Below are 18,422 nucleotides of genomic sequence, written 5' to 3' on the forward strand. Positions count from 1 at the left end.
AGAACTGTACCTCGTTTAACCCAAAACGTGTTATCACATACAACGTTAATAATGGCAAGCCATTTTTAAACGTGTCTCGATCGGTCGCACAAATCCCGTCGTTCATCAAACAGCAACTGCACAGTTATGCGCCACACCGAGTAGTGTTATATTCCCGCCGCTCGCCCCATCCCCCGCCTGGCTTGCACCATTGCCGGGACATTTCTACCATAGCTCAATAGCTTCGGTTATTCCAGATTAGCTGTTACAGGGTGTGCCGGATATCATTTTTTATGCTTAGTAATGCATAAAATGTCACAAGCGTAAAAATGAGATCCGCCTTCTGCTTTTGCACCAAAATAATGAAAGAATGATGACAATGCACAAAAAAAGTAAGAGAAACGTTTCGCTGTTAATAAAACGATCGCTATCACAAAAATGACATAATCATATTTTTATCGTATGGGAAATTATATTTATATCAGACCGGGGATAAGATATTAATTGGTTGGAGCATCTGAAAATACTGAGTTTAGACGCGTATCAGAGTGCTAATTACACGACATGTACAGAAGAAAATAATCTGGCACGTTGGCGACAGGATGAAACATCTGAGAACAAAAGCAACAGATCCTCATCCTGTCATACCGTTTTTACCGCTCAGCTACCAGGCGGATGATGTCATCATCTTCATCCTTCGCTGTGACCGCAGCAGGCTCTGCCGCTTTTTCAGGTTCGTTCGCTTCGCAAAGGCGACGGAGCAATGCGTTCTGTCTTTTTTGCTGATCTAACAATGCTTCGAGCAGCTCAATCTGCTCATTAGTACGCGAACTTGCCCGATTGACGAAAAACCACAGTACAAGCCCGACAACCAGAATCACCACCGATACAGCCAAAGACGCCAAACTCAACGCGCCAGAATTCAAAACTTCGTTCATTTTACCACCTCAATGTAGACAGCGTAGTTTACCACTGCCGCACAAGAAGGTAATCAACTGTGGCAAAAATGCGCTTACCAGGGAATAAATTTATTAACGGCACAAATACCGCTGAAAAATTGTACATCCTGATCGCACATGATGTTGAACACTTGCGCCCACATCAGTATGCATACCAGCACGACAACTATCAGCACTACCCAGCGAATTTTTTTCACTCCAGCTCCACTCTTCGAATCTACATCTTATGTCTATAAATTATCATGCGTTACCTAAACCCAGCGTTAACTGTATCGGCATTCAATCTTTTTAGGAATGATTCACTTGTTTCATCCCATGTACAGGCTAATCTAATAATAACGAGAAAAGATAAGAGGTTGTAATGCGTCTGATAATCCGCGCTATTGTGTTGTTAGCTCTGGTTTGGATCGGTTTATTACTGAGCGGCTATGGAATTTTGATTGGAAGTAAGGAGAATGCAGCGGGTCTGGGCTTGCAATGCCAATATCTGACCGCCCGCGGAACCAGCACCGCACAATACGTCCACACAAACAGCGGTATCATTGGCCTGTCGGATTGCCCTTTGTTAAGAAAAAGTACGGTCATTATTGATAACGGTTAATATAGCAACAATACATACGCTACGTTATTTGCACCAACTAACTTTATGACTGTTCATAAAAAACCCCAGATACAAAAATACCTGGGGTTTTAACGTTGACGCTATTACGCCAGATTAGAACGGATAGTCGTTATAACCCATTTGTTCTGAAATTTTACGCGCAGCCGTATGCAGCATCGCCACATACTCGTGCAAACGTTCCTCAGAGAAACGCAGCGTCGGAAATGAAATACTCAAGCCTGCAATCACCACACCGAAACGGTCAAACACCGGCACACCGATGCAGCGCAGACCTTCTTCCTGTTCTTCGTTGTCTTCACCGTAGCCCTGCTCACGGACTTTATCCAGCAGTACCAGCAGTTCATCAGTATTGGTAATAGTACGGTCGGTGCTGCGTTTGTACTCAATACCGTCCAGTATTTGCTTCACTTCATCGCGGTCACGCCATGCCAGCAGAACTTTACCGATAGCCGTGCTGTACAGTGGATTACGGCGACCTACGCGAGAATACATGCGCAGATTGTACATGGAGTCGATTTTATGAATGTAGACGATGCTGTCTTCATCCAGTGCGCCAAGGTGTACTGTCTCTTTGGTCAGGCGCGAAAGTTCGCGCATCTGAATATCAGCGCTACGGATAAGATCGACGTTTTGCAACGCGCGAGCACCCAGCTCGAATAATTTCAGGGTCAGTGAGTATTTCTCAGATTCCCCTTCTTGTGCCACATAACCCAGCGTTTTCATGGTCTGCAAAAAGCGATAAACGGTGCTTTTTGACATCATGACGCGTTGCGACAACTCGGTAATACCAATTTCGCGCTCTTCACCCAGCGCCTGCAGGATGCCAAAAACCTTCAGCACGGAAGATACAGAATCGGGTTGTTTATCCAGATCTGCGATTGCCATTTATCACCCCTTTCGAGTGTTTTATAAAAATCAGAACCGGTTTTTATTATAATTTCACGTATCAGCCCTCGCAATCGCTCTTTGCTTACTTAGTTACAAATCTGCGACCTAACGCCTGAATATCAATGCTAAAATTATTATTCTCATCATAAATTCCGACAATATTGACTTCCTATGGAAAAAACTCAGACCGATGGTCTGCCATTGCCCCAGCGATATGGCGCAATTTTAACCATTGTTATTGGCATCTCTATGGCAGTACTCGATGGCGCAATAGCGAACGTTGCCCTCCCCACTATCGCCACCGATCTTCAGGCCTCACCCGCCAGCTCAATCTGGATTGTGAACGCCTACCAAATTGCGATCGTTGTTTCGCTGTTATCGCTCTCTTTTTTAGGTGATATGTTTGGCTACCGACGCATTTATAAGTGTGGTCTGGTCGTGTTTCTGTTGGCGTCGCTGTTTTGTGCCTTGTCAGACTCGCTACATATGCTGACGTTAGCGCGCGTGGCTCAGGGGTTTGGCGGCGCGGCGTTGATGAGCGTTAATACGGCATTGATCCGACTCATTTATCCTCAGCGCCAGCTTGGCCGCGGAATGGGTATTAACTCCTTTATTGTGGCAGTCTCCTCGGCAGCGGGTCCGACTATTGCGGCGGCAATTCTCTCTATTGCCTCGTGGAAATGGCTATTTCTGATTAACGTCCCGCTGGGGATCATCGCCCTGCTACTGGCTATGCGTTTTTTGCCCCCCAATTCTTCACGTAGAAATAAACCGCGCTTTGATCTGCCCAGCGCAGTAATGAACGCCTTAACATTCGGTTTGTTAATCACGGCACTCAGCGGGTTTGCACAGGGACAGTCGCTAAAATTGATTGGTGCTGAACTAGTGGGGCTTCTCGTGGTAGGGTTTTTCTTTATCCGCCGCCAACTCGCATTGCCAGTACCGTTATTGCCGGTTGATCTGCTACGCATTCCGCTGTTTTCACTCTCTATTTGCACCTCAATCTGTTCATTCAGCGCACAAATGCTGGCAATGGTTTCTCTCCCCTTTTTCATGCAAACGGTTCTCGGGCGCAGCGAGGTTGAAACGGGCCTGCTACTGACGCCGTGGCCGCTGGCAACCATGGTGATGGCCCCACTGGCGGGATATCTGATTGAACGTGTTCATGCGGGTCTGCTGGGCGCGCTGGGCATGGCAGTAATGGCGTGTGGGCTGTTTTCGCTGGTGTTGCTGCCCGCATCACCTTCTGATTTTAATATCATCTGGCCAATGATTTTGTGCGGTGCGGGTTTTGGCTTGTTCCAGTCACCGAATAATCACACCATCATCACCTCCGCGCCGCGTGATCGTAGCGGAGGCGCGAGCGGTATGCTCGGAACGGCGCGTTTACTGGGCCAGAGTACCGGGGCCGCACTGGTTGCGCTGATGCTAAATCAGTTTGGTGACAGTGGAACACACGTCTCGCTGATAACAGCGGGTATTCTGGCTTCGCTGGCCGCAATCGTGAGTGGCTTACGTATTACACAACCGCGAGTTCAGGCATAAAAAAAGCGCGTCAGTCGACGCGCTTTTTGTTGTTGTCTGCTGCAGATTATTTCAGGTATTCACCGCTACGCAGCGCTTCAATACGTTTGTCCAACGGGGGGTGAGTCATAAATAGCTCGCTCAACGATTTGGATTTACCGTTGATGCAGAACGCCATCATGCTGGTCGCTTCCTGCGGCTCATAGCTGGTTTTCAGGCGCTGCAGCGCGGCGATCATTTTTTCACGACCCACCAGTTTCGCTGAGCCTGCATCCGCATGGAATTCACGATGACGTGAGAACCACATCGTAATAATGCTCGCCAGAATACCAAATACCAGCTCCAGTACCGTCGCTACCGCAAAATAGATTAACGGGTTACCGTTGCTACCCTCTCCCTCATCGCGGTTACCGCCCATAAACCCAGCGGCAATCTGCGCCAGAATACGCGAGATAAAGATAACGAAGGTGTTCACCACCCCCTGAATTAACGTCATGGTCACCATATCGCCATTAGCGATGTGGCTGATCTCATGCGCGATAACCGCTTCGGCTTCATCCGGACTCATGTTTTGCAACAGGCCAGTACTTACAGCCACCAGCGAGGCATCCCGGCGCGCACCGGTAGCAAACGCGTTAATATCTGGCGCATGGTAGATTGCAACCTGCGGCATAGCGATCCCGGCCTGGCGGGCCTGGTTCGCAACTGTATTCATCAGCCAGCGTTCTCTTTCATTGCGAGGCTGTTCGATCACTTCCCCGCCAACGGACTTTAACGCCATCCATTTGGACATCAGCAACGAAATGAAGGAACCACCAAAACCAAACAGCAGTGCCATGATCAACAAGCCTTGAACGCTGCTTGACTGAATCCCTGTCAGGCTCAATACCAGCCCGAAAACGACCATCACAGCCAGGTTCGTCAGCAGGAAGAGCGCGATTCGCATCATAATTTTCTTTTAACCTCAATTTAACAAAACGCACTATGCGATTACCCATATCGTATGGGTCTTATGACTATTTTCAAGCATCCATAGGTGCTAAGTCACCAGAAAGACACAACTTTACATTTTATCGTATCAGACTGACGTCTTCATGCACTTGTTAAAAAAACAGGCACAATTTCTTGTGCCTGTTCGAGATTATTGACTGGTTGCGGGCTGTTCCGCTGGCTTTTCTTTTTCAAGATGCGCCAGGTCGAGCGCGATTTTTACCGTTTCATCCAGGTATGGATCCGGCTCCTGGTAATCCTTCGGTAGATCGTCCAGTTTCTTCAGCAGCGGTTTGCCTTCACGCTTGAACCGATCGTTAATACGCGCCAGACGCATTGCGTCATCTTCGTTATTCTCTTTTTCACGCTGAGCGTAATTCAGAGAAGCGATGTTGCGCTTATCCTTCATCGCATTGAAACGCGCAATGTCCTTCATGATGTACTGGAACTCAGGATCGTTCGCAATACGTGCATTGTGCTCTTTCAGCAATTCAGGTCCGAACGGCGTCAGATTATCTGACTTGGTGTAGGTCGCCGCATCAATGCTGTCCCACGGCAGCGCGTTATCTTCAAACTTCTCGCCAGTTTCAGTTTCTTCATTACCTGTCGGCATGATGATATCCGGCGTAACACCCTTACGCTGCGTGCTGCCACCGTTTACGCGGTAGAATTTCTGGATCGTGTACTGAACAGAACCCAGCGCAGGCCATTCCGGACGCAGCATCTGATCGTAAATACGGTTCAGGGAGCGATACTGCTGAACGGTGCCTTTACCGAAGGTGGGTTCACCAACGATCAACGCTCGGCCATAATCCTGCATTGCCGCAGCGAAAATCTCTGAAGCTGAGGCGCTGAAGCGATCGACCAATACCACCAGCGGGCCTTTGTAGTACACAACGCCGTCGGTATCACTGTCTTCACGCACTTTACCGTTATTGTCACGAACCTGAACCACCGGGCCGGAAGGAATGAACAGACCGGAAAGCGAAACCGCTTCGGTCAGCGCTCCACCGCCGTTGGTACGCAGATCGATGATGATACTGCTGACGTTCTGTTTTTCCAGTTTCTGCAACTGGACTTTGACATCATCAGTCAGGCCTACATAGAAGCCAGGAATATCCAGTACGCCAACTTTTTCTTTGCCGACGGTTTTCACGGACATTTTAACGGCGCGGTCTTCGAGACGGATACGTTCACGCGTTAGCGTCACGGTGCGCGTCTTGGTACCTTTGCCGGCGGGCAGAATTTCAAGGCGTACCTTGCTGCCTTTAGGCCCTTTGATCAGTGCCACGACATCATCCAGACGCCAGCCAATCACATCGACCATGCCCTTGCCCGTCTGTCCGACGCCGACAATACGATCGCCAACGCTGATCGCTTTGCTCTTGGCTGCCGGACCACCTGCCACCATGGAGTTAATGACGGTGTAGTCATCATCCATCTGCAGAACCGCGCCAATACCTTCCAAAGACAAGCTCATTTCAGTATTGAACTGCTCGGTATTGCGCGGAGAGAGATAGTTAGTATGCGGATCGATTTCACGGGCGAACGCTGTCATCGCCAGTGAGAACACATCTTCGCTGTTGGTCTGTGCCAGACGGCGAATCGCAAATTTGTAGCGGCGCGTCAGCGTTTCGCGGATTTCCGCATCGGTTTTACCGGTCAGCTTCAGGCTGAGTTCGTCAAATTTAACCTTGCCGTCCCACAGCGCATTAAGCTCTGCTTCGCTCTTCGGCCACGGCGCTTTGCTTCGGTCGAGGTTAAAGGTGTCGTTACCGGTGAAATCCATTGGACGTGCCAGTACGCTTAATGCGTACTGATAACGTTCAAATCGGCGTTTTTGCGCCAGATTATAGAGATCGTAAAAGACATCCAGCTTGCCGGTGCGCAGTTCATCGCCGAGGACCGTTTTCTTTTTTGCATACTGTTCGATATCGCTCGCCAACAGCACGTTGTGGCTGTAGTCGAGCAAATTCAAATAGCGGTCAAAAATTTTTGCCGAAAACGCCTGATCCAGATCGAACTGGCGATAATGTGATCGCGTAAAACGCGACGTCACACGTTCGCTTACCGTCGCATGCTGGGTTTCTTCCTTTAAAACGGGGATTTGATCGGCACGCGTGATGTCTTCCACAGCAAGTGCCTGGCCTGCTAATGCAAGCAGACCAGCTAACGCAGTAAGCCTAAAAAAAGTGTTCATGCCAGGCCTGGCCTCCGTTTCAGAACACCAGGTGTTCTGCGCGTACAATCAAAGACATACCCGAATTCAGCTGTACACGGACGCCATCTTTGGTGATTTCTAATACGGTGGCATCCATCGCATTATTTCCTGCTTTCACCTTCAGAGACTGCCCTACCGTCAGTACTGAAATATCAGATACCGGGGTATGCTGTTCTTCTCGAGGAGCACGCGGTGCTTTTGCTGCTGGTTTTTCAGCGCGAGGTTTACGCTCAGCACCTTCTTTACGACGCGGTGCAGGACGCGGCTTACGCTCGCGACGCGGTGCGTCTTCTTTTTCACCGGCGGCAGCGGCCGCTTCGCGTTTTTTCGCCTGTTGCTCTGCGCGTTGCGCCTGAACACGGGCTTTAGCTTCTTCCAGCTGTTTGCGAGCATGTTCAACATGTTGTTCATCCAGCTCACCACAAGGGTTGCCGTCGAGATCAACACGCGTTGCGCCCAATTTAACGCCATACAGATAGCGCCAGCTTGAAGTATAGAGACGTAAGGCAGAACGGAGCTGAGTCTTGCTGAGGTTCATTTCACCCTCAACACGCTCTACCAGATCCTGAAAAATGCCAATTTTCAGTGGGCGCGCTTCGCCTTCCGCACTAAAACACTGCGGGAAGCGTTCGGCCAGAAACGCGATGACTTCTTTACTGCTATTCAACTTAGGTTGATTTTCCATGAAATTTCCTGATTACAACGGACGTAGCCAACAAGCGCAGGCATGAACAGGCGACATTATAATGACGTCATCAGTAATTGCTACGTTATCCGTTGATTATCCTGCGACGCGCGCAAAGAATTTTTTGTAATCCGTCGTTGCAAGCACGGTTTCAAGCTGTGCCACAAGCGTACGCAGACCTTGTTCATCTTCTTCAGTAAAGCGGCCAAATGCCGTGCTATCAATATCCAGCACGCCTATTATCTGATTGTCCACAGCGATCGGCAGGACGATTTCAGCATTGCTGGCGGCATCACAGGCGATGTGCCCATCAAAAGCATGTACGTCCTCAATACGCTGAACCTGGTTCTGCGCCACTGCGGTACCGCACACACCGCGCCCTACCGGGATCCGCACGCAGGCAATTTTGCCCTGGAAGGGACCAAGCACCAGCTTATCGTCCTCAAGCAGGTAAAAACCGGCCCAATTCACTTCTGCAAGACGCTCGTACAACAATGCGCTGGTATTCGCCAGCGTTGCCAGAAAACTGGTTTCACCTGCCATCAATGCCTGAAAATCACGGTTCAGATCCGTATATAGCTCTATTTTGTTCATTATATAATCACTTAGTTGTCTTACTTAAAACTGCAGCCTACTAAAATAAACATTAAATGCGTTAATGCTCAAGATCATTCCCGTCATGAGTTAAGATAACATTACTTCAACAATTTGATTCGCGATACATGGCCTTAACGACACCACGCATCACGCCAACTAAAAAAATAGCCATCAGGTCCATCGGTGAGGCACTACCTCGTGCACATTATCATCGCTGCCCTGAATGTGACCTGATATTTAGCTTGCCTAAAATGCGTTCGCACCAAAGTGCCTTTTGCCCACGCTGCCAGGCAAAAATTCGTGACGGACGCGACTGGTCGTTAACGCGACTGGCGGCCATGGCTTTCACCATGTTGCTGCTGATGCCCTTTGCCTGGGGAGAGCCACTTCTGCACATCTATTTATTAGGCGTGCGCATTGATGCCAATGTGATGCAAGGCATCTGGCAAATGACCCGACAAGGTGACCCCCTTACCGCCTCCTTCGTGCTTTTTTGCGTCGCTGGTGCGCCGCTAATTCTTGTTACTTCAATCGCTTATCTGTGGTTTGGTAATATTCTCGGGATGAACCTGCGCCCGGTGCTGCTGATGCTGGAAAGGCTCAAAGAGTGGGTGATGCTCGATATTTACCTGGTGGGTATCGGTGTCGCATCAATCAAGGTTCAGGACTATGCTTTTTTGCAGCCTGGCGTGGGGCTGTTTGCTTTTATTGCGCTGGTGATCCTCAGTATTTTGACGCTGTCGCATCTTAACGTTGAGCAACTTTGGGACCGTTTCTACCCGCAAAGACCGGCTCGTCGGCCCGATGATAAGCTCCGCGTCTGCCTTGGCTGCCATTTTACAGGTTATCCGGACGCCCGCGGTCGCTGCCCCCGCTGCCATATTCCGTTGCGCTGGCGCAGAAATCAAAGTATCCAAAAGTGTTGGGCGGCTCTGCTGGCCTCGATTGTCCTGCTTTTACCCGCTAACCTGCTGCCCATCTCGGTAATTTATGTCAACGGCGGCCGGCAGGAAGACACAATCCTGTCAGGCATAATGTCTTTGGCAAACAGTAATGTCGGCGTAGCGGCGATCGTGTTTATCGCCAGTATATTAGTGCCATTTACCAAAGTGATTGTGATGTTTACGTTGCTATTCAGCATCCACTTTAATTGTGAACAAGGGTTGCGCACCCGTATAAAACTACTGCGTATGGTGACCTGGATTGGCCGCTGGTCGATGCTGGATCTCTTTGTTATCGCGTTAACCATGTCGCTGATAAATCGCGATCAGATACTTGCTTTTACTATGGGACCGGCTGCGTTTTATTTCGGCGCAGCGGTAATATTGACTATTCTTGCTGTGGAATGGCTGGACAGCCGCTTACTTTGGGATGCACATGAGTCAGGAAACGCCCGCTTCGCAGACTGAAGCGCAGATTAAAACAAAACGCCGTATCTCCCCGTTCTGGCTACTGCCGTTCATCGCGCTGATGATCGCAGGATGGCTTATCTGGGGAAGCTATGAAGATCGCGGCAATACCGTGACCATTGACTTTATGTCTGCGGACGGCATTGTGCCAGGCCGAACTCCCGTTCGCTATCAGGGCGTTGAAGTGGGTACGGTGCAGGATATCAACCTCAGCAAAGATCTACGCAAAATTGAAGTCCGCGTCAGCATCAAATCGAGCATGAAAGATGCTCTGCGCAAAGATACCCAGTTCTGGCTGGTCACGCCGAAGGCGTCGCTGGCTGGGGTTTCTGGTCTGGATGCGTTGGTTGGCGGCAACTATATCGGCATGATGCCCGGTACTGGCGAGGCCGAGGATCATTTCGTCGCCCTCGACACCCAGCCCAAGTATCGTCTGGATAATGGCGATTTAATGCTGCATCTGCGCGCCCCTGATCTCGGATCGCTTAATAGCGGTTCGCTGGTTTATTTCCGTAAGATTCCGGTGGGCAGGGTCTATGACTACACCATCAACCCGAACCATCAGGGCGTAACCATCGATGTATTGATTGAACGTCGCTTCACCAATCTGGTGAAAAAAGGCAGCCGCTTCTGGAACGTCTCCGGTGTAAATGCGGATGTCAGCCTTAGCGGTGCGAAGGTAAAACTGGAGAGTCTGGCGGCGCTGGTCAACGGTGCCATTGCTTTTGATTCACCCGAAGACTCAAAACCTGCTGCGGCAGACGACACGTTTGGTCTATATCAGGATCTCGCGCACAGCCAGCGTGGAGTAATCGTCAAGCTTGATTTACCCAGCGGAGATGGACTCAAAGCAGGCTCAACATCGCTGATGTATCAAGGATTAGAAGTCGGTCAGCTCACAAAACTGGATTTAAACCCAGGCGGTAAAGTCACCGGCGAAATGACGGTCGATCCCAGCGTCGTAACGCTGCTGCGTGACAACACACGAATTGAGTTACACAGCCCTAAATTATCGTTAAGCGATGTGAATCTCAGTTCGCTGCTAACAGGTAAAACTTTCGAGCTGGTACCTGGCGAAGGCGAGCCGCGTAACCAGTTTGTCGTTATTCCCGCTGAGAAGTCGTTGTTACACGACCCAGGCGTCATGACGTTTACGCTGACCGCGCCGGAGAGTTACGGTATTGATGCTGGCCAGCCGCTAATTCTTCACGGCGTACAGGTCGGTCAGGTGATTGAGCGTACGCTTTCCAGCAAAGGCGTCTCATTTACCGTTGCTGTTGAACCACAGCATCGTGACCTGGTGCAGGGTGACAGTAAGTTCGTGGTGAACAGCCGCGTGGATGTCAAAGTCGGACTTGATGGCGTGGAGTTCCTTGGCGCCAGCGCCAGTGAGTGGCTCAGCGGCGGCATTCGTATTTTGCCCGGTACTAAGGGTGAAATGAAAAAAAGCTACCCGCTTTACGCTAACCTGGAGAAAGCGATTGAAAACAGTCTGAGCGATCTGCCAACCACTACGGTCAGCCTGAGCGCCGAAACGCTGCCTGATGTGCAGGCCGGCTCGGTGGTGCTTTACCGCAAATTCGAGGTCGGTGAAGTGATTAGCGTTCGTCCTCGCGCCGATGCGTTTGATATCGATCTGCATATCAAACCGGAATATCGCAACCTGTTGACCAGCAACAGCGTGTTCTGGGCCGAAGGCGGAGCAAAAGTTCAGCTTAACGGCAGCGGATTAACCGTACAGGCATCTCCCCTTTCACGCGCGCTTAAAGGGGCGATTAGCTTCGATAATTTAAGCGGTGCCAGCGCCAGCCAACGTAAAGGCGACAAGCGTATTCTGTATGCTTCGGAAACCGCCGCGCGTGCGGTCGGCGGCCAGATAACGCTGCATGCGTTCGATGCCGGCAAACTCGCTGCAGGCATGCCGATTCGCTACCTGGGAATCGATATCGGACAGATCCAGACGCTTGAGCTGATCACCGCCCGTAACGAAGTTCAGGCAAAAGCGGTTCTGTACCCGGAATACGTGCAGACCTTCGCGCGAAGCGGTACCCGTTTCTCCGTGATCACCCCGCAAATTTCGGCAGCGGGCGTGGAGCATCTGGATACAATCCTGCAGCCGTATATCAACGTTGAACCAGGACGCGGTAATCCGCGCCGTGATTTTGAGCTGCAGGAAGCCACCATTACCGACTCTCGTTACCTCGATGGTCTGAGTATTGTGGTTGAAGCACCAGAAGCAGGTTCGCTGAATATCGGAACCCCGGTGTTGTTCAGAGGTATTGAAGTGGGGACCGTCACCGGGCTGACGCTGGGCTCGCTTTCCGATCGTGTGATGGTTGCCATGCGCATTAGCCAACGCTATCAGCATCTGGTACGCAACAACTCCGTGTTCTGGCTGGCATCCGGCTACAATCTCGACTTCGGCCTGACCGGCGGTGTCGTGAAGACCGGTACCTTCAATCAGTTCATCCGCGGCGGCATCGCCTTCGCGACTCCACCGGGTACACCGTTGGCTCCGAAAGCACAGGCAGGTAAACACTTCCTGTTGCTGGAAAGTGAACCGAAAGAGTGGCGTGAATGGGGCACCGCCCTGCCACGTTAATGTATCCACTGCTCCGGCGCGAGTACGTACGCCGGAGCAGTTATGCTACACTGCGCACCTGTTTTTTTGCCGGTGGTACCAAGTGGCTTATTTTCCCGACGCCTTTCTGACTCAAATGCGTGAAGCAATGCCTTCCACGCTCTCATTCGATGACTTTCTCGCTGCCTGTCAGCGCCCGTTGCGCCGCAGCATTCGCGTCAATACGCTGAAAATCTCCGTTGCCGATTTCCTCGCGCTGACAGCACCTTACAACTGGTCTCTCACTCCGGTTCCCTGGTGTACGGAAGGTTTCTGGATCGAACGCGATGATGAAGAGTCAGTGCCGCTCGGCAGCACCGCAGAACATTTAAGCGGCCTGTTTTATATTCAGGAAGCCAGCTCAATGCTGCCAGTCGCCGCGCTGTTCGCCGAAGGCAATACCCCGGAACGCGTAATGGATGTTGCGGCAGCCCCCGGCTCCAAAACCACGCAAATTGCCGCAAAAATGAATAATCGAGGCGCCATTCTGGCGAATGAGTTTTCTGCCAGTCGCGTCAAAGTCCTGCATGCCAATGTCAGCCGTTGCGGGATAGCCAACGTCGCCCTGACCCATTTTGACGGACGCGTATTTGGCGCTGCGTTGCCGGAGTCATTTGATGCCATATTGCTCGACGCACCGTGTTCCGGTGAAGGCGTGGTGCGTAAAGACCCTGATGCGCTAAAAAACTGGTCTGTAGAAAGTAATCTGGAAATTGCCGCGACCCAGCGCAAATTACTCGACAGCGCCTTCCACGCCCTGCGTCCCGGTGGCACATTGGTTTACTCGACCTGTACGCTTAATCGTGACGAAAATGAAAATATCATGCAGTGGTTGATTGAGACCTATCCTGATGCCGTCGAGTTTTTACCTCTGGGTGATTTATTTCCGCAGGCCGAACGCGCCCTGACGCCGGAAGGATTCCTGCATGTATTCCCGCAGATTTACGATTGCGAAGGTTTCTTCGTTGCGCGTTTGCGCAAAACAGCTGCAATCCCTGCACTACCTGCGCCGAAGTACAAAGTCGGAAACTTCCCGTTTAGCCCGCTTAAAGGACGCGAGTCCGCGCTTGTCACGCAAGCCGCGAGCGCTTGTGGACTGCAGTGGGAAGATAATTTGCGCCTGTGGCAGCGCGATAAAGAGATCTGGCTGTTCCCGACTGACATTGAACCTCTGATTGGCAAGGTTCGCTTTTCTCGACTCGGGATCAAACTGGCTGAAACCCACAACAAAGGGTATCGCTGGCAGCATGAGGCCGTTATCGCCCTCGCCGATCCGAACCACAGCCATGCATTCGAGCTGACCCTTGCCGAAGCGGAAGAGTGGTATCGCGGTAGAGATGTTTACCCGCAAACCGCACCGACGAGTGACGACGTACTGGTTACGTTCCAGCATCAGCCGATCGGTCTGGCAAAACGCATTGGATCGCGACTGAAGAATAGCTATCCGCGCGATCTTGTCCGGGATGGCAAACTCTTTACGGGATAACGCACGTTTTTACTGGCGCTTTTGCTAACGTTGACTACGCTGAAAAATGGACGGCCTAACTGGTCGTACCACAACCAGCAAATTAACGGAGAGCACGATGATGAAAACCAGTGTGCGCATTGGCGCTTTTGAAATCGACGACGCCGAGTTACATGGCGAATCGCCGGGGGACCGAACGTTAACCATTCCGTGTAAATCCGATCCAGATTTATGTATGCAACTGGATGCCTGGGATGCCGACACCAGCGTCCCGGCCCTGTTGAACGGAGAACATTCAGTACTATTTCGCGAACACTACGATCGTAAGTCAGATGCCTGGATCATGCGCCTTGCCTGATTCAAAAAGAACCCGTCGCCAGACGGGTTATTTCTTGGTTAATTTCCCTCATCTATCAACATCTTCTACACTACAGGTATGGCTTTACCATTTGAGGATGGAATGTTCACGCTGGTTCTTTTTGTGTGCTATCTGGATGGCGGTTGTGAAGATATCGTGGTTGATGTCTACAAAACTGAGCGGCAGTGCCTGATATCGATGGACGATCAACGTATTCGTAACGGCGGATGTTTACCTGCGGACGACTACATCGACAGTTTCTGGCATCCGGCCCAGGAATACAGCGATTTTTGATTATTGCAGTTGTACCAGCGTTAACTCGCCGCCGAATACAGCGCCGGTATCAATATAGTGTAGATTCTCGCGATCCAGCCGATGGCGCAACGGCGTGTGGCCAAACCAGAAGTGATCCGCGCCGTGAATCGCACAACCACTGTTCATCAGTCTCGAGCGGTCCCACAGCACGCGCTGTAAATCGATCTCTTTTAGCCACTGATAATCATCATCCGGGTAATCGGCATGAGCAATAACGTGTATACCGTTCTGACAATGCAGCTCCAGAATCCAGGGTAACTGCCAACACCCTTCAAGAGCAAATTTCGCTGCCGGTTGCTCCGCCTGCTCGAACCACGAGCCACCATTCATAAACCACATGAATTGATCCCCCGTCGCCAGCGCGTCCAGCGCCATCTGTTCATGGTTCCCCCTGACCGCGACAATCCAGCGTTTACGCAGTAGTTTCAGACAACGCAAACTGTCTGGTCCACGGTCGATAACATCCCCCACTGAAACCAGCAGATCCTGCCAGGGATCAAAACGGTACTGGCGCAGTTTAGCCATCAGCATCGAGAAGCATCCGTGGATATCCCCAACCACCCAGACGTGACGCCACTGCGTACCGTCGATTCGTTGATAGATATTGCCAGGTCGTCCCATGTCGCCTCCAGATTACAAGGGTACCTGATTATAATTTTAGCAATGATGGTAAAAAAGCCTGGACGATCGTGGGCAGGAGTATGGTATGGTTTATGGAGAATGCAGCATGCAATACGTCGTGTTTTGCCCTGGATGGCATCGCATTCGCCACATAAAAAGAGACCGAATACGATTCCTGTATTCGGTCCAGGGAAATGGCTCTTGGGAGAGAGCCGTGCGCTAAAAGTTGGCATTAATGCAGGCTAAGTTACCCTGCCATTTAAGAATAGATGACAGCGCCAGGTTTTCCAGTCCGCGGCTAAAGTGGCCGGAAAAAAAGGACGTTTGTTACGCATCCAAACGCAAAAACCGCAAGTTCTCCTGCGAGATCCTTGCGGTTTTTTATTGGAAATCAGAGCGCTACATCTGACAATTAACAGAGCTTTTCTGCACGCTCTACAAACGGTGCCAGGCTCATTTTTTCGCCCGGTTTCGCCGGATCATCAATCTGGATAATCTCTATCGGCTTTGCCGTGGTTTTTCCGCTCTCCACCTGCTGTCTGGCGACATCATTCAACGGGTATTGCACCAGCGTACTAGGATTGATGACATACAGCGCGTTACCTGGACGGCAGGTCAGCATCACCTCTTCCCGATTAAACGCCCACTTATCTTTGCCAACCTCAAAACGGCTGACGGTAATGACCTGCGGCGCAGCCAGCGCGGCTCCGGAGCTTGCCAGGAGTAATAAAGAGATTATGATTTTTTTCATGCGTTTCGCCAGTCCATCAATCAGAAAGGTTCGAGGGTTGCAAACAGGCTGACAATCGCCAGAACAACGGCTCCTATACCCCATTCCAGTTTGGTCATCCAAATAAAATAGAGAGTCATGCCGCGGTTATCCTGCCGCATGCGTGGTACCAGAACATACCGATTCACCAGCGCAATCGCCACCATTAGCATGACCAGGGCACCTTTTAACAAAAGCAGTCGCCCGTAAGCCATGTGCCAGGGAACAGAAAAACCGACAATAAACAGCGCATTCATAATACCGGTTAGTAAAACACCGATAACGAAAAGATGTCCATAGCGTGAGAAGCGCATCATGGTACTGATGGCCTGTTCCCGCCAGCGACCTTGCGCCATTCGCATACAGTAAAGTACGGGCAGCAAACCACCGAACCAGGCGGCAGCGCATACCAAATGTAAAGCGTGGTTAACCTGCTGGATTGCGCCAGGGATACCGCTGTGCAGCGTCGCATGTCCGACGCCAGCCAGCAAAATAAACTGCGCAATAGTCAGCATTAATAGTAGTCGCGGCATACTGCGCGGCACCATGATGGTCACCACCAGCGTGACCAACGCGAGGATAATCTGCCATAACCAGACGCCACCAAATTGCGTTTGCAACACGGCGAGCCAAACGTCAGTAGAGACAACATCCCGCCAGCCTGAGCCCATTAACCCACCCTGAATCGCCAGCATCAGCGTCGCGCTGATAAAGCTCCACGTCGCAGCATGCCGTTGCAGACGTAAAAAACGACGCATCATTAAACGACGAACCGAAACGGGAGCCAGCCATGCGCCGTAAAGCGCACAGCCAAACACCAGCATCAAAGCGGTAAAATGGATAAACCGTAGTGCAACCCAGGTAAATGCCAGCATTGGTTATTTCACGCTAAAGGTATATTGCCCCTTCGTCTTGTGACCATCCACGGAGACAACGTGCCAGTCGACCGTATATTTTCCTGCTTCAAGTGTTTGATCAAGCGGAACAATCAGCTGCGTTTTGTCCTGCTCACTGCGCGATGCCTTGCCCGTTTTGATCTGTTCTTTGTTAGGACCGGTCAGCGTTGCACCGCTGAATCCCGGCTCTACGCCTTCAGAAAAATTCAGCGTCAACGCCTGAGGAGATGCCGCAACTTCAGCGTTAGCCGCCGGACTTTGTTTTGTGAGGTGGGCATGCGCCAATGCCGCAGGTGTTGCCAGAACGCTGGCGAGTACGATGAGCGCGTTGCGAAGCATAGATGCAGATGAAGCCATTTCAACTATTCCTTTTTGTTATGTCTAACCTGTAGAGAATAACCTTCTACAATGGTCGAGTCGAGAATCATCATTTCTGTCTTGCCATTAACGCACACTCTTAGTAACTTTGCGCGCCGAAAGACAGAGAAAAGGAAAAGCCCATGAACATCAATCTGGCCAAACTTGAGCAAGCGGAAATGGATAAGGTCAATGTCGATCTGGCTGCGGCTGGAGTGGCATTTAAGGAGCGATACAATATGCCCGTTGTTGCAGAAGTTGTTGAACGCGAACAGCCAGAGCATTTACGCGACTGGTTCCGCGAAAGACTCATCGCGCACCGTCTGGCATCCGTTACGCTTTCACGTTTACCATACGAGCCTAAAGTTAAATAAAACTTATATTACGTTACGATTCCTTACATGACGCCTGCTACAGTATAAGCATATTCTTAATCCACACATTAAGGATGGTTGTAGACACTATGAAAAGGAAATCATTATGTCATACTGGAAAATCGCAGCAGCACAATACGAACCTCTTCACACCTCAGTTACCGAACATGTCGCGCATCACCTGCAATTCATTCATGCGGCAGCTCAATGCCAATGTGAATTGCTGGTCTTCCCTTCCCTCTCATTGCTGGGTTGTGTTGATGAGAATGACGCGCTTCCTGCCCCACCCGATGAAGCGCTGTTAGAACCTCTCGCACATGCCGCAGCGACTTATCGCATGACGATAATTGCGGGACTACCTGTAGAACATAACAACCGGTTCGTGAAAGGCATTGCGCTTTTCTCTCCCTGGATGACTTCGCCATTAACCTTCCATCAGAGCCACGGGGCCTGTATTACCAGACAGCGAAATGCCATCAGCGTTGTAGATAGCCAACCGGAAGGCATTGATATCGACCCGGCTTTTTCGCTGTTCACCAGCTGCCAATCAGTCAGTGAACCGGAACTGCTCTCCTCTACATCTCGCCTACAAAGTTTCTCACATAAATTCGCCATCGCGGTATTAATGGCCAATGCGCGGGGTAGCAGTGCGTTATGGGATGAACGAGGTCGATTGATTGTTCGCGCAGACAGCGGTTCGTTGCTGTTAACCGGCCAACGCACGCCACGGGGTTGGCAAGGTGATATCATTCCATTACGCTAGTCGTTTTGGG

At 50.8% G+C, this 18,422-nt stretch carries 20 protein-coding genes; 9 read left to right on the forward strand and 11 right to left on the reverse strand.

Features of this window, described 5'->3' with window-relative positions:
• Positions 1 to 632: 632 nt before the first annotated feature.
• Together OGX92_RS17235 and mgrB are read right to left on the reverse strand one after the other, a co-directional pair.
• Positions 633 to 917 carry a YebO family protein gene (locus tag OGX92_RS17235; RefSeq protein ID WP_003833774.1) on the reverse strand — a complete coding sequence of 95 codons (285 nt, stop codon included), beginning with the start codon at positions 915 to 917 and terminating at the stop codon, positions 633 to 635.
• Between the two features lie 74 nt (positions 918 to 991).
• Positions 992 to 1,135 (reverse strand): PhoP/PhoQ regulatory lipoprotein MgrB, encoded by a 144-nt coding sequence (mgrB, locus tag OGX92_RS17240; protein ID WP_003833775.1) that lies wholly within the window; start codon positions 1,133 to 1,135, stop codon positions 992 to 994.
• A gap of 164 nt (positions 1,136 to 1,299) precedes the next feature.
• Here mgrB and OGX92_RS17245 point away from each other — a divergent pair, with 164 nt between their 5' ends.
• The gene (locus tag OGX92_RS17245) at positions 1,300 to 1,539 is read left to right on the forward strand and encodes a YobH family protein (protein ID WP_003034975.1); all 240 of its coding nucleotides are present in this window, start codon (positions 1,300 to 1,302) and stop codon (positions 1,537 to 1,539) included.
• 114 nt (positions 1,540 to 1,653) lie between these two features.
• On the opposite strand, the gene kdgR is transcribed toward OGX92_RS17245, so the two are convergent.
• On the reverse strand, positions 1,654 to 2,445 hold the full coding sequence (gene kdgR, locus OGX92_RS17250; protein ID WP_003833778.1) for a DNA-binding transcriptional regulator KdgR: 792 nt from the start codon (positions 2,443 to 2,445) through the stop codon (positions 1,654 to 1,656).
• A gap of 174 nt (positions 2,446 to 2,619) precedes the next feature.
• On the opposite strand from kdgR, the gene OGX92_RS17255 reads away from it, so the two are divergent.
• Positions 2,620 to 3,993, forward strand: coding sequence for an MFS transporter (locus OGX92_RS17255; protein ID WP_286586877.1), 1,374 nt, complete (start codon positions 2,620 to 2,622; stop codon positions 3,991 to 3,993).
• Positions 3,994 to 4,039: 46 nt separating this feature from the next.
• On the opposite strand, the gene htpX is transcribed toward OGX92_RS17255, so the two are convergent.
• From htpX to msrC, 4 genes are all read right to left on the reverse strand, one after another.
• Positions 4,040 to 4,921 (reverse strand): protease HtpX, encoded by an 882-nt coding sequence (htpX, locus tag OGX92_RS17260; RefSeq protein WP_003034964.1) that lies wholly within the window; start codon positions 4,919 to 4,921, stop codon positions 4,040 to 4,042.
• 192 nt (positions 4,922 to 5,113) lie between these two features.
• On the reverse strand, positions 5,114 to 7,162 hold the full coding sequence (gene prc / locus OGX92_RS17265; RefSeq protein WP_048235216.1) for a carboxy terminal-processing peptidase: 2,049 nt from the start codon (positions 7,160 to 7,162) through the stop codon (positions 5,114 to 5,116).
• 19 nt (positions 7,163 to 7,181) lie between these two features.
• Positions 7,182 to 7,868: an RNA chaperone ProQ gene (proQ, locus tag OGX92_RS17270; protein WP_003833781.1), complete on the reverse strand. Its 687-nt coding sequence runs from the start codon at positions 7,866 to 7,868 to the stop codon at positions 7,182 to 7,184.
• Positions 7,869 to 7,964: 96 nt separating this feature from the next.
• Positions 7,965 to 8,462, reverse strand: coding sequence for a free L-methionine (R)-S-oxide reductase MsrC (msrC, locus tag OGX92_RS17275; protein ID WP_286586878.1), 498 nt, complete (start codon positions 8,460 to 8,462; stop codon positions 7,965 to 7,967).
• A 128-nt stretch (positions 8,463 to 8,590) separates the two neighbouring features.
• Here msrC and yebS point away from each other — a divergent pair, with 128 nt between their 5' ends.
• The 5 genes from yebS (at position 8,591) to OGX92_RS17300 (ending at position 14,611) form a co-directional block, all read left to right on the forward strand.
• A complete protein-coding gene (gene yebS / locus OGX92_RS17280) occupies positions 8,591 to 9,874 on the forward strand; it encodes a membrane integrity lipid transport subunit YebS (RefSeq protein ID WP_003833783.1) in 1,284 nt (427 codons plus the stop codon).
• On the forward strand, positions 9,843 to 12,476 hold the full coding sequence (locus OGX92_RS17285) for a PqiB family protein (protein ID WP_063940870.1): 2,634 nt from the start codon (positions 9,843 to 9,845) through the stop codon (positions 12,474 to 12,476). Before yebS ends, OGX92_RS17285 begins: the two co-directional genes overlap by 32 nt.
• A gap of 82 nt (positions 12,477 to 12,558) precedes the next feature.
• A complete protein-coding gene (rsmF, locus tag OGX92_RS17290; RefSeq protein ID WP_286586879.1) occupies positions 12,559 to 13,980 on the forward strand; it encodes a 16S rRNA (cytosine(1407)-C(5))-methyltransferase RsmF in 1,422 nt (473 codons plus the stop codon).
• 100 nt (positions 13,981 to 14,080) lie between these two features.
• Positions 14,081 to 14,317 carry a YebV family protein gene (locus OGX92_RS17295; RefSeq protein WP_029139506.1) on the forward strand — a complete coding sequence of 79 codons (237 nt, stop codon included), beginning with the start codon at positions 14,081 to 14,083 and terminating at the stop codon, positions 14,315 to 14,317.
• A 102-nt stretch (positions 14,318 to 14,419) separates the two neighbouring features.
• Positions 14,420 to 14,611, forward strand: coding sequence for a YdfD/YebW family protein (locus tag OGX92_RS17300; protein ID WP_003833789.1), 192 nt, complete (start codon positions 14,420 to 14,422; stop codon positions 14,609 to 14,611).
• On the opposite strand, the gene pphA is transcribed toward OGX92_RS17300, so the two are convergent.
• From pphA to yobA, 4 genes are all read right to left on the reverse strand, one after another.
• Entirely contained in the window at positions 14,612 to 15,253 is a 642-nt protein-coding gene (gene pphA / locus OGX92_RS17305; RefSeq protein ID WP_286586880.1) for a protein-serine/threonine phosphatase, read from the reverse strand.
• A gap of 412 nt (positions 15,254 to 15,665) precedes the next feature.
• Positions 15,666 to 16,004, reverse strand: a complete 339-nt coding sequence (locus OGX92_RS17310) for a YebY family protein (protein ID WP_003833793.1) — start codon at positions 16,002 to 16,004, stop codon at positions 15,666 to 15,668.
• Positions 16,005 to 16,024: 20 nt separating this feature from the next.
• Positions 16,025 to 16,897, reverse strand: a complete 873-nt coding sequence (gene copD, locus OGX92_RS17315) for a copper homeostasis membrane protein CopD (RefSeq protein ID WP_008785042.1) — start codon at positions 16,895 to 16,897, stop codon at positions 16,025 to 16,027.
• A 3-nt stretch (positions 16,898 to 16,900) separates the two neighbouring features.
• A complete protein-coding gene (yobA, locus tag OGX92_RS17320; RefSeq protein ID WP_003833799.1) occupies positions 16,901 to 17,275 on the reverse strand; it encodes a CopC domain-containing protein YobA in 375 nt (124 codons plus the stop codon).
• A 143-nt stretch (positions 17,276 to 17,418) separates the two neighbouring features.
• Between yobA and OGX92_RS17325 the strand changes: the two genes are divergently transcribed.
• Both OGX92_RS17325 and OGX92_RS17330 read left to right on the forward strand, forming a co-directional pair.
• Positions 17,419 to 17,649, forward strand: a complete 231-nt coding sequence (locus OGX92_RS17325) for a DNA polymerase III subunit theta (protein ID WP_003833800.1) — start codon at positions 17,419 to 17,421, stop codon at positions 17,647 to 17,649.
• Positions 17,650 to 17,755: 106 nt separating this feature from the next.
• Positions 17,756 to 18,412 (forward strand): carbon-nitrogen hydrolase family protein, encoded by a 657-nt coding sequence (locus OGX92_RS17330; protein ID WP_206159588.1) that lies wholly within the window; start codon positions 17,756 to 17,758, stop codon positions 18,410 to 18,412.
• Positions 18,413 to 18,422 lie beyond the last annotated feature (10 nt).

It is taken from the genome of Citrobacter sp. Cpo089 (genome assembly GCF_030332695.1).
GTDB classification, from domain to species: Bacteria; Pseudomonadota; Gammaproteobacteria; order Enterobacterales; family Enterobacteriaceae; genus Citrobacter; species Citrobacter portucalensis.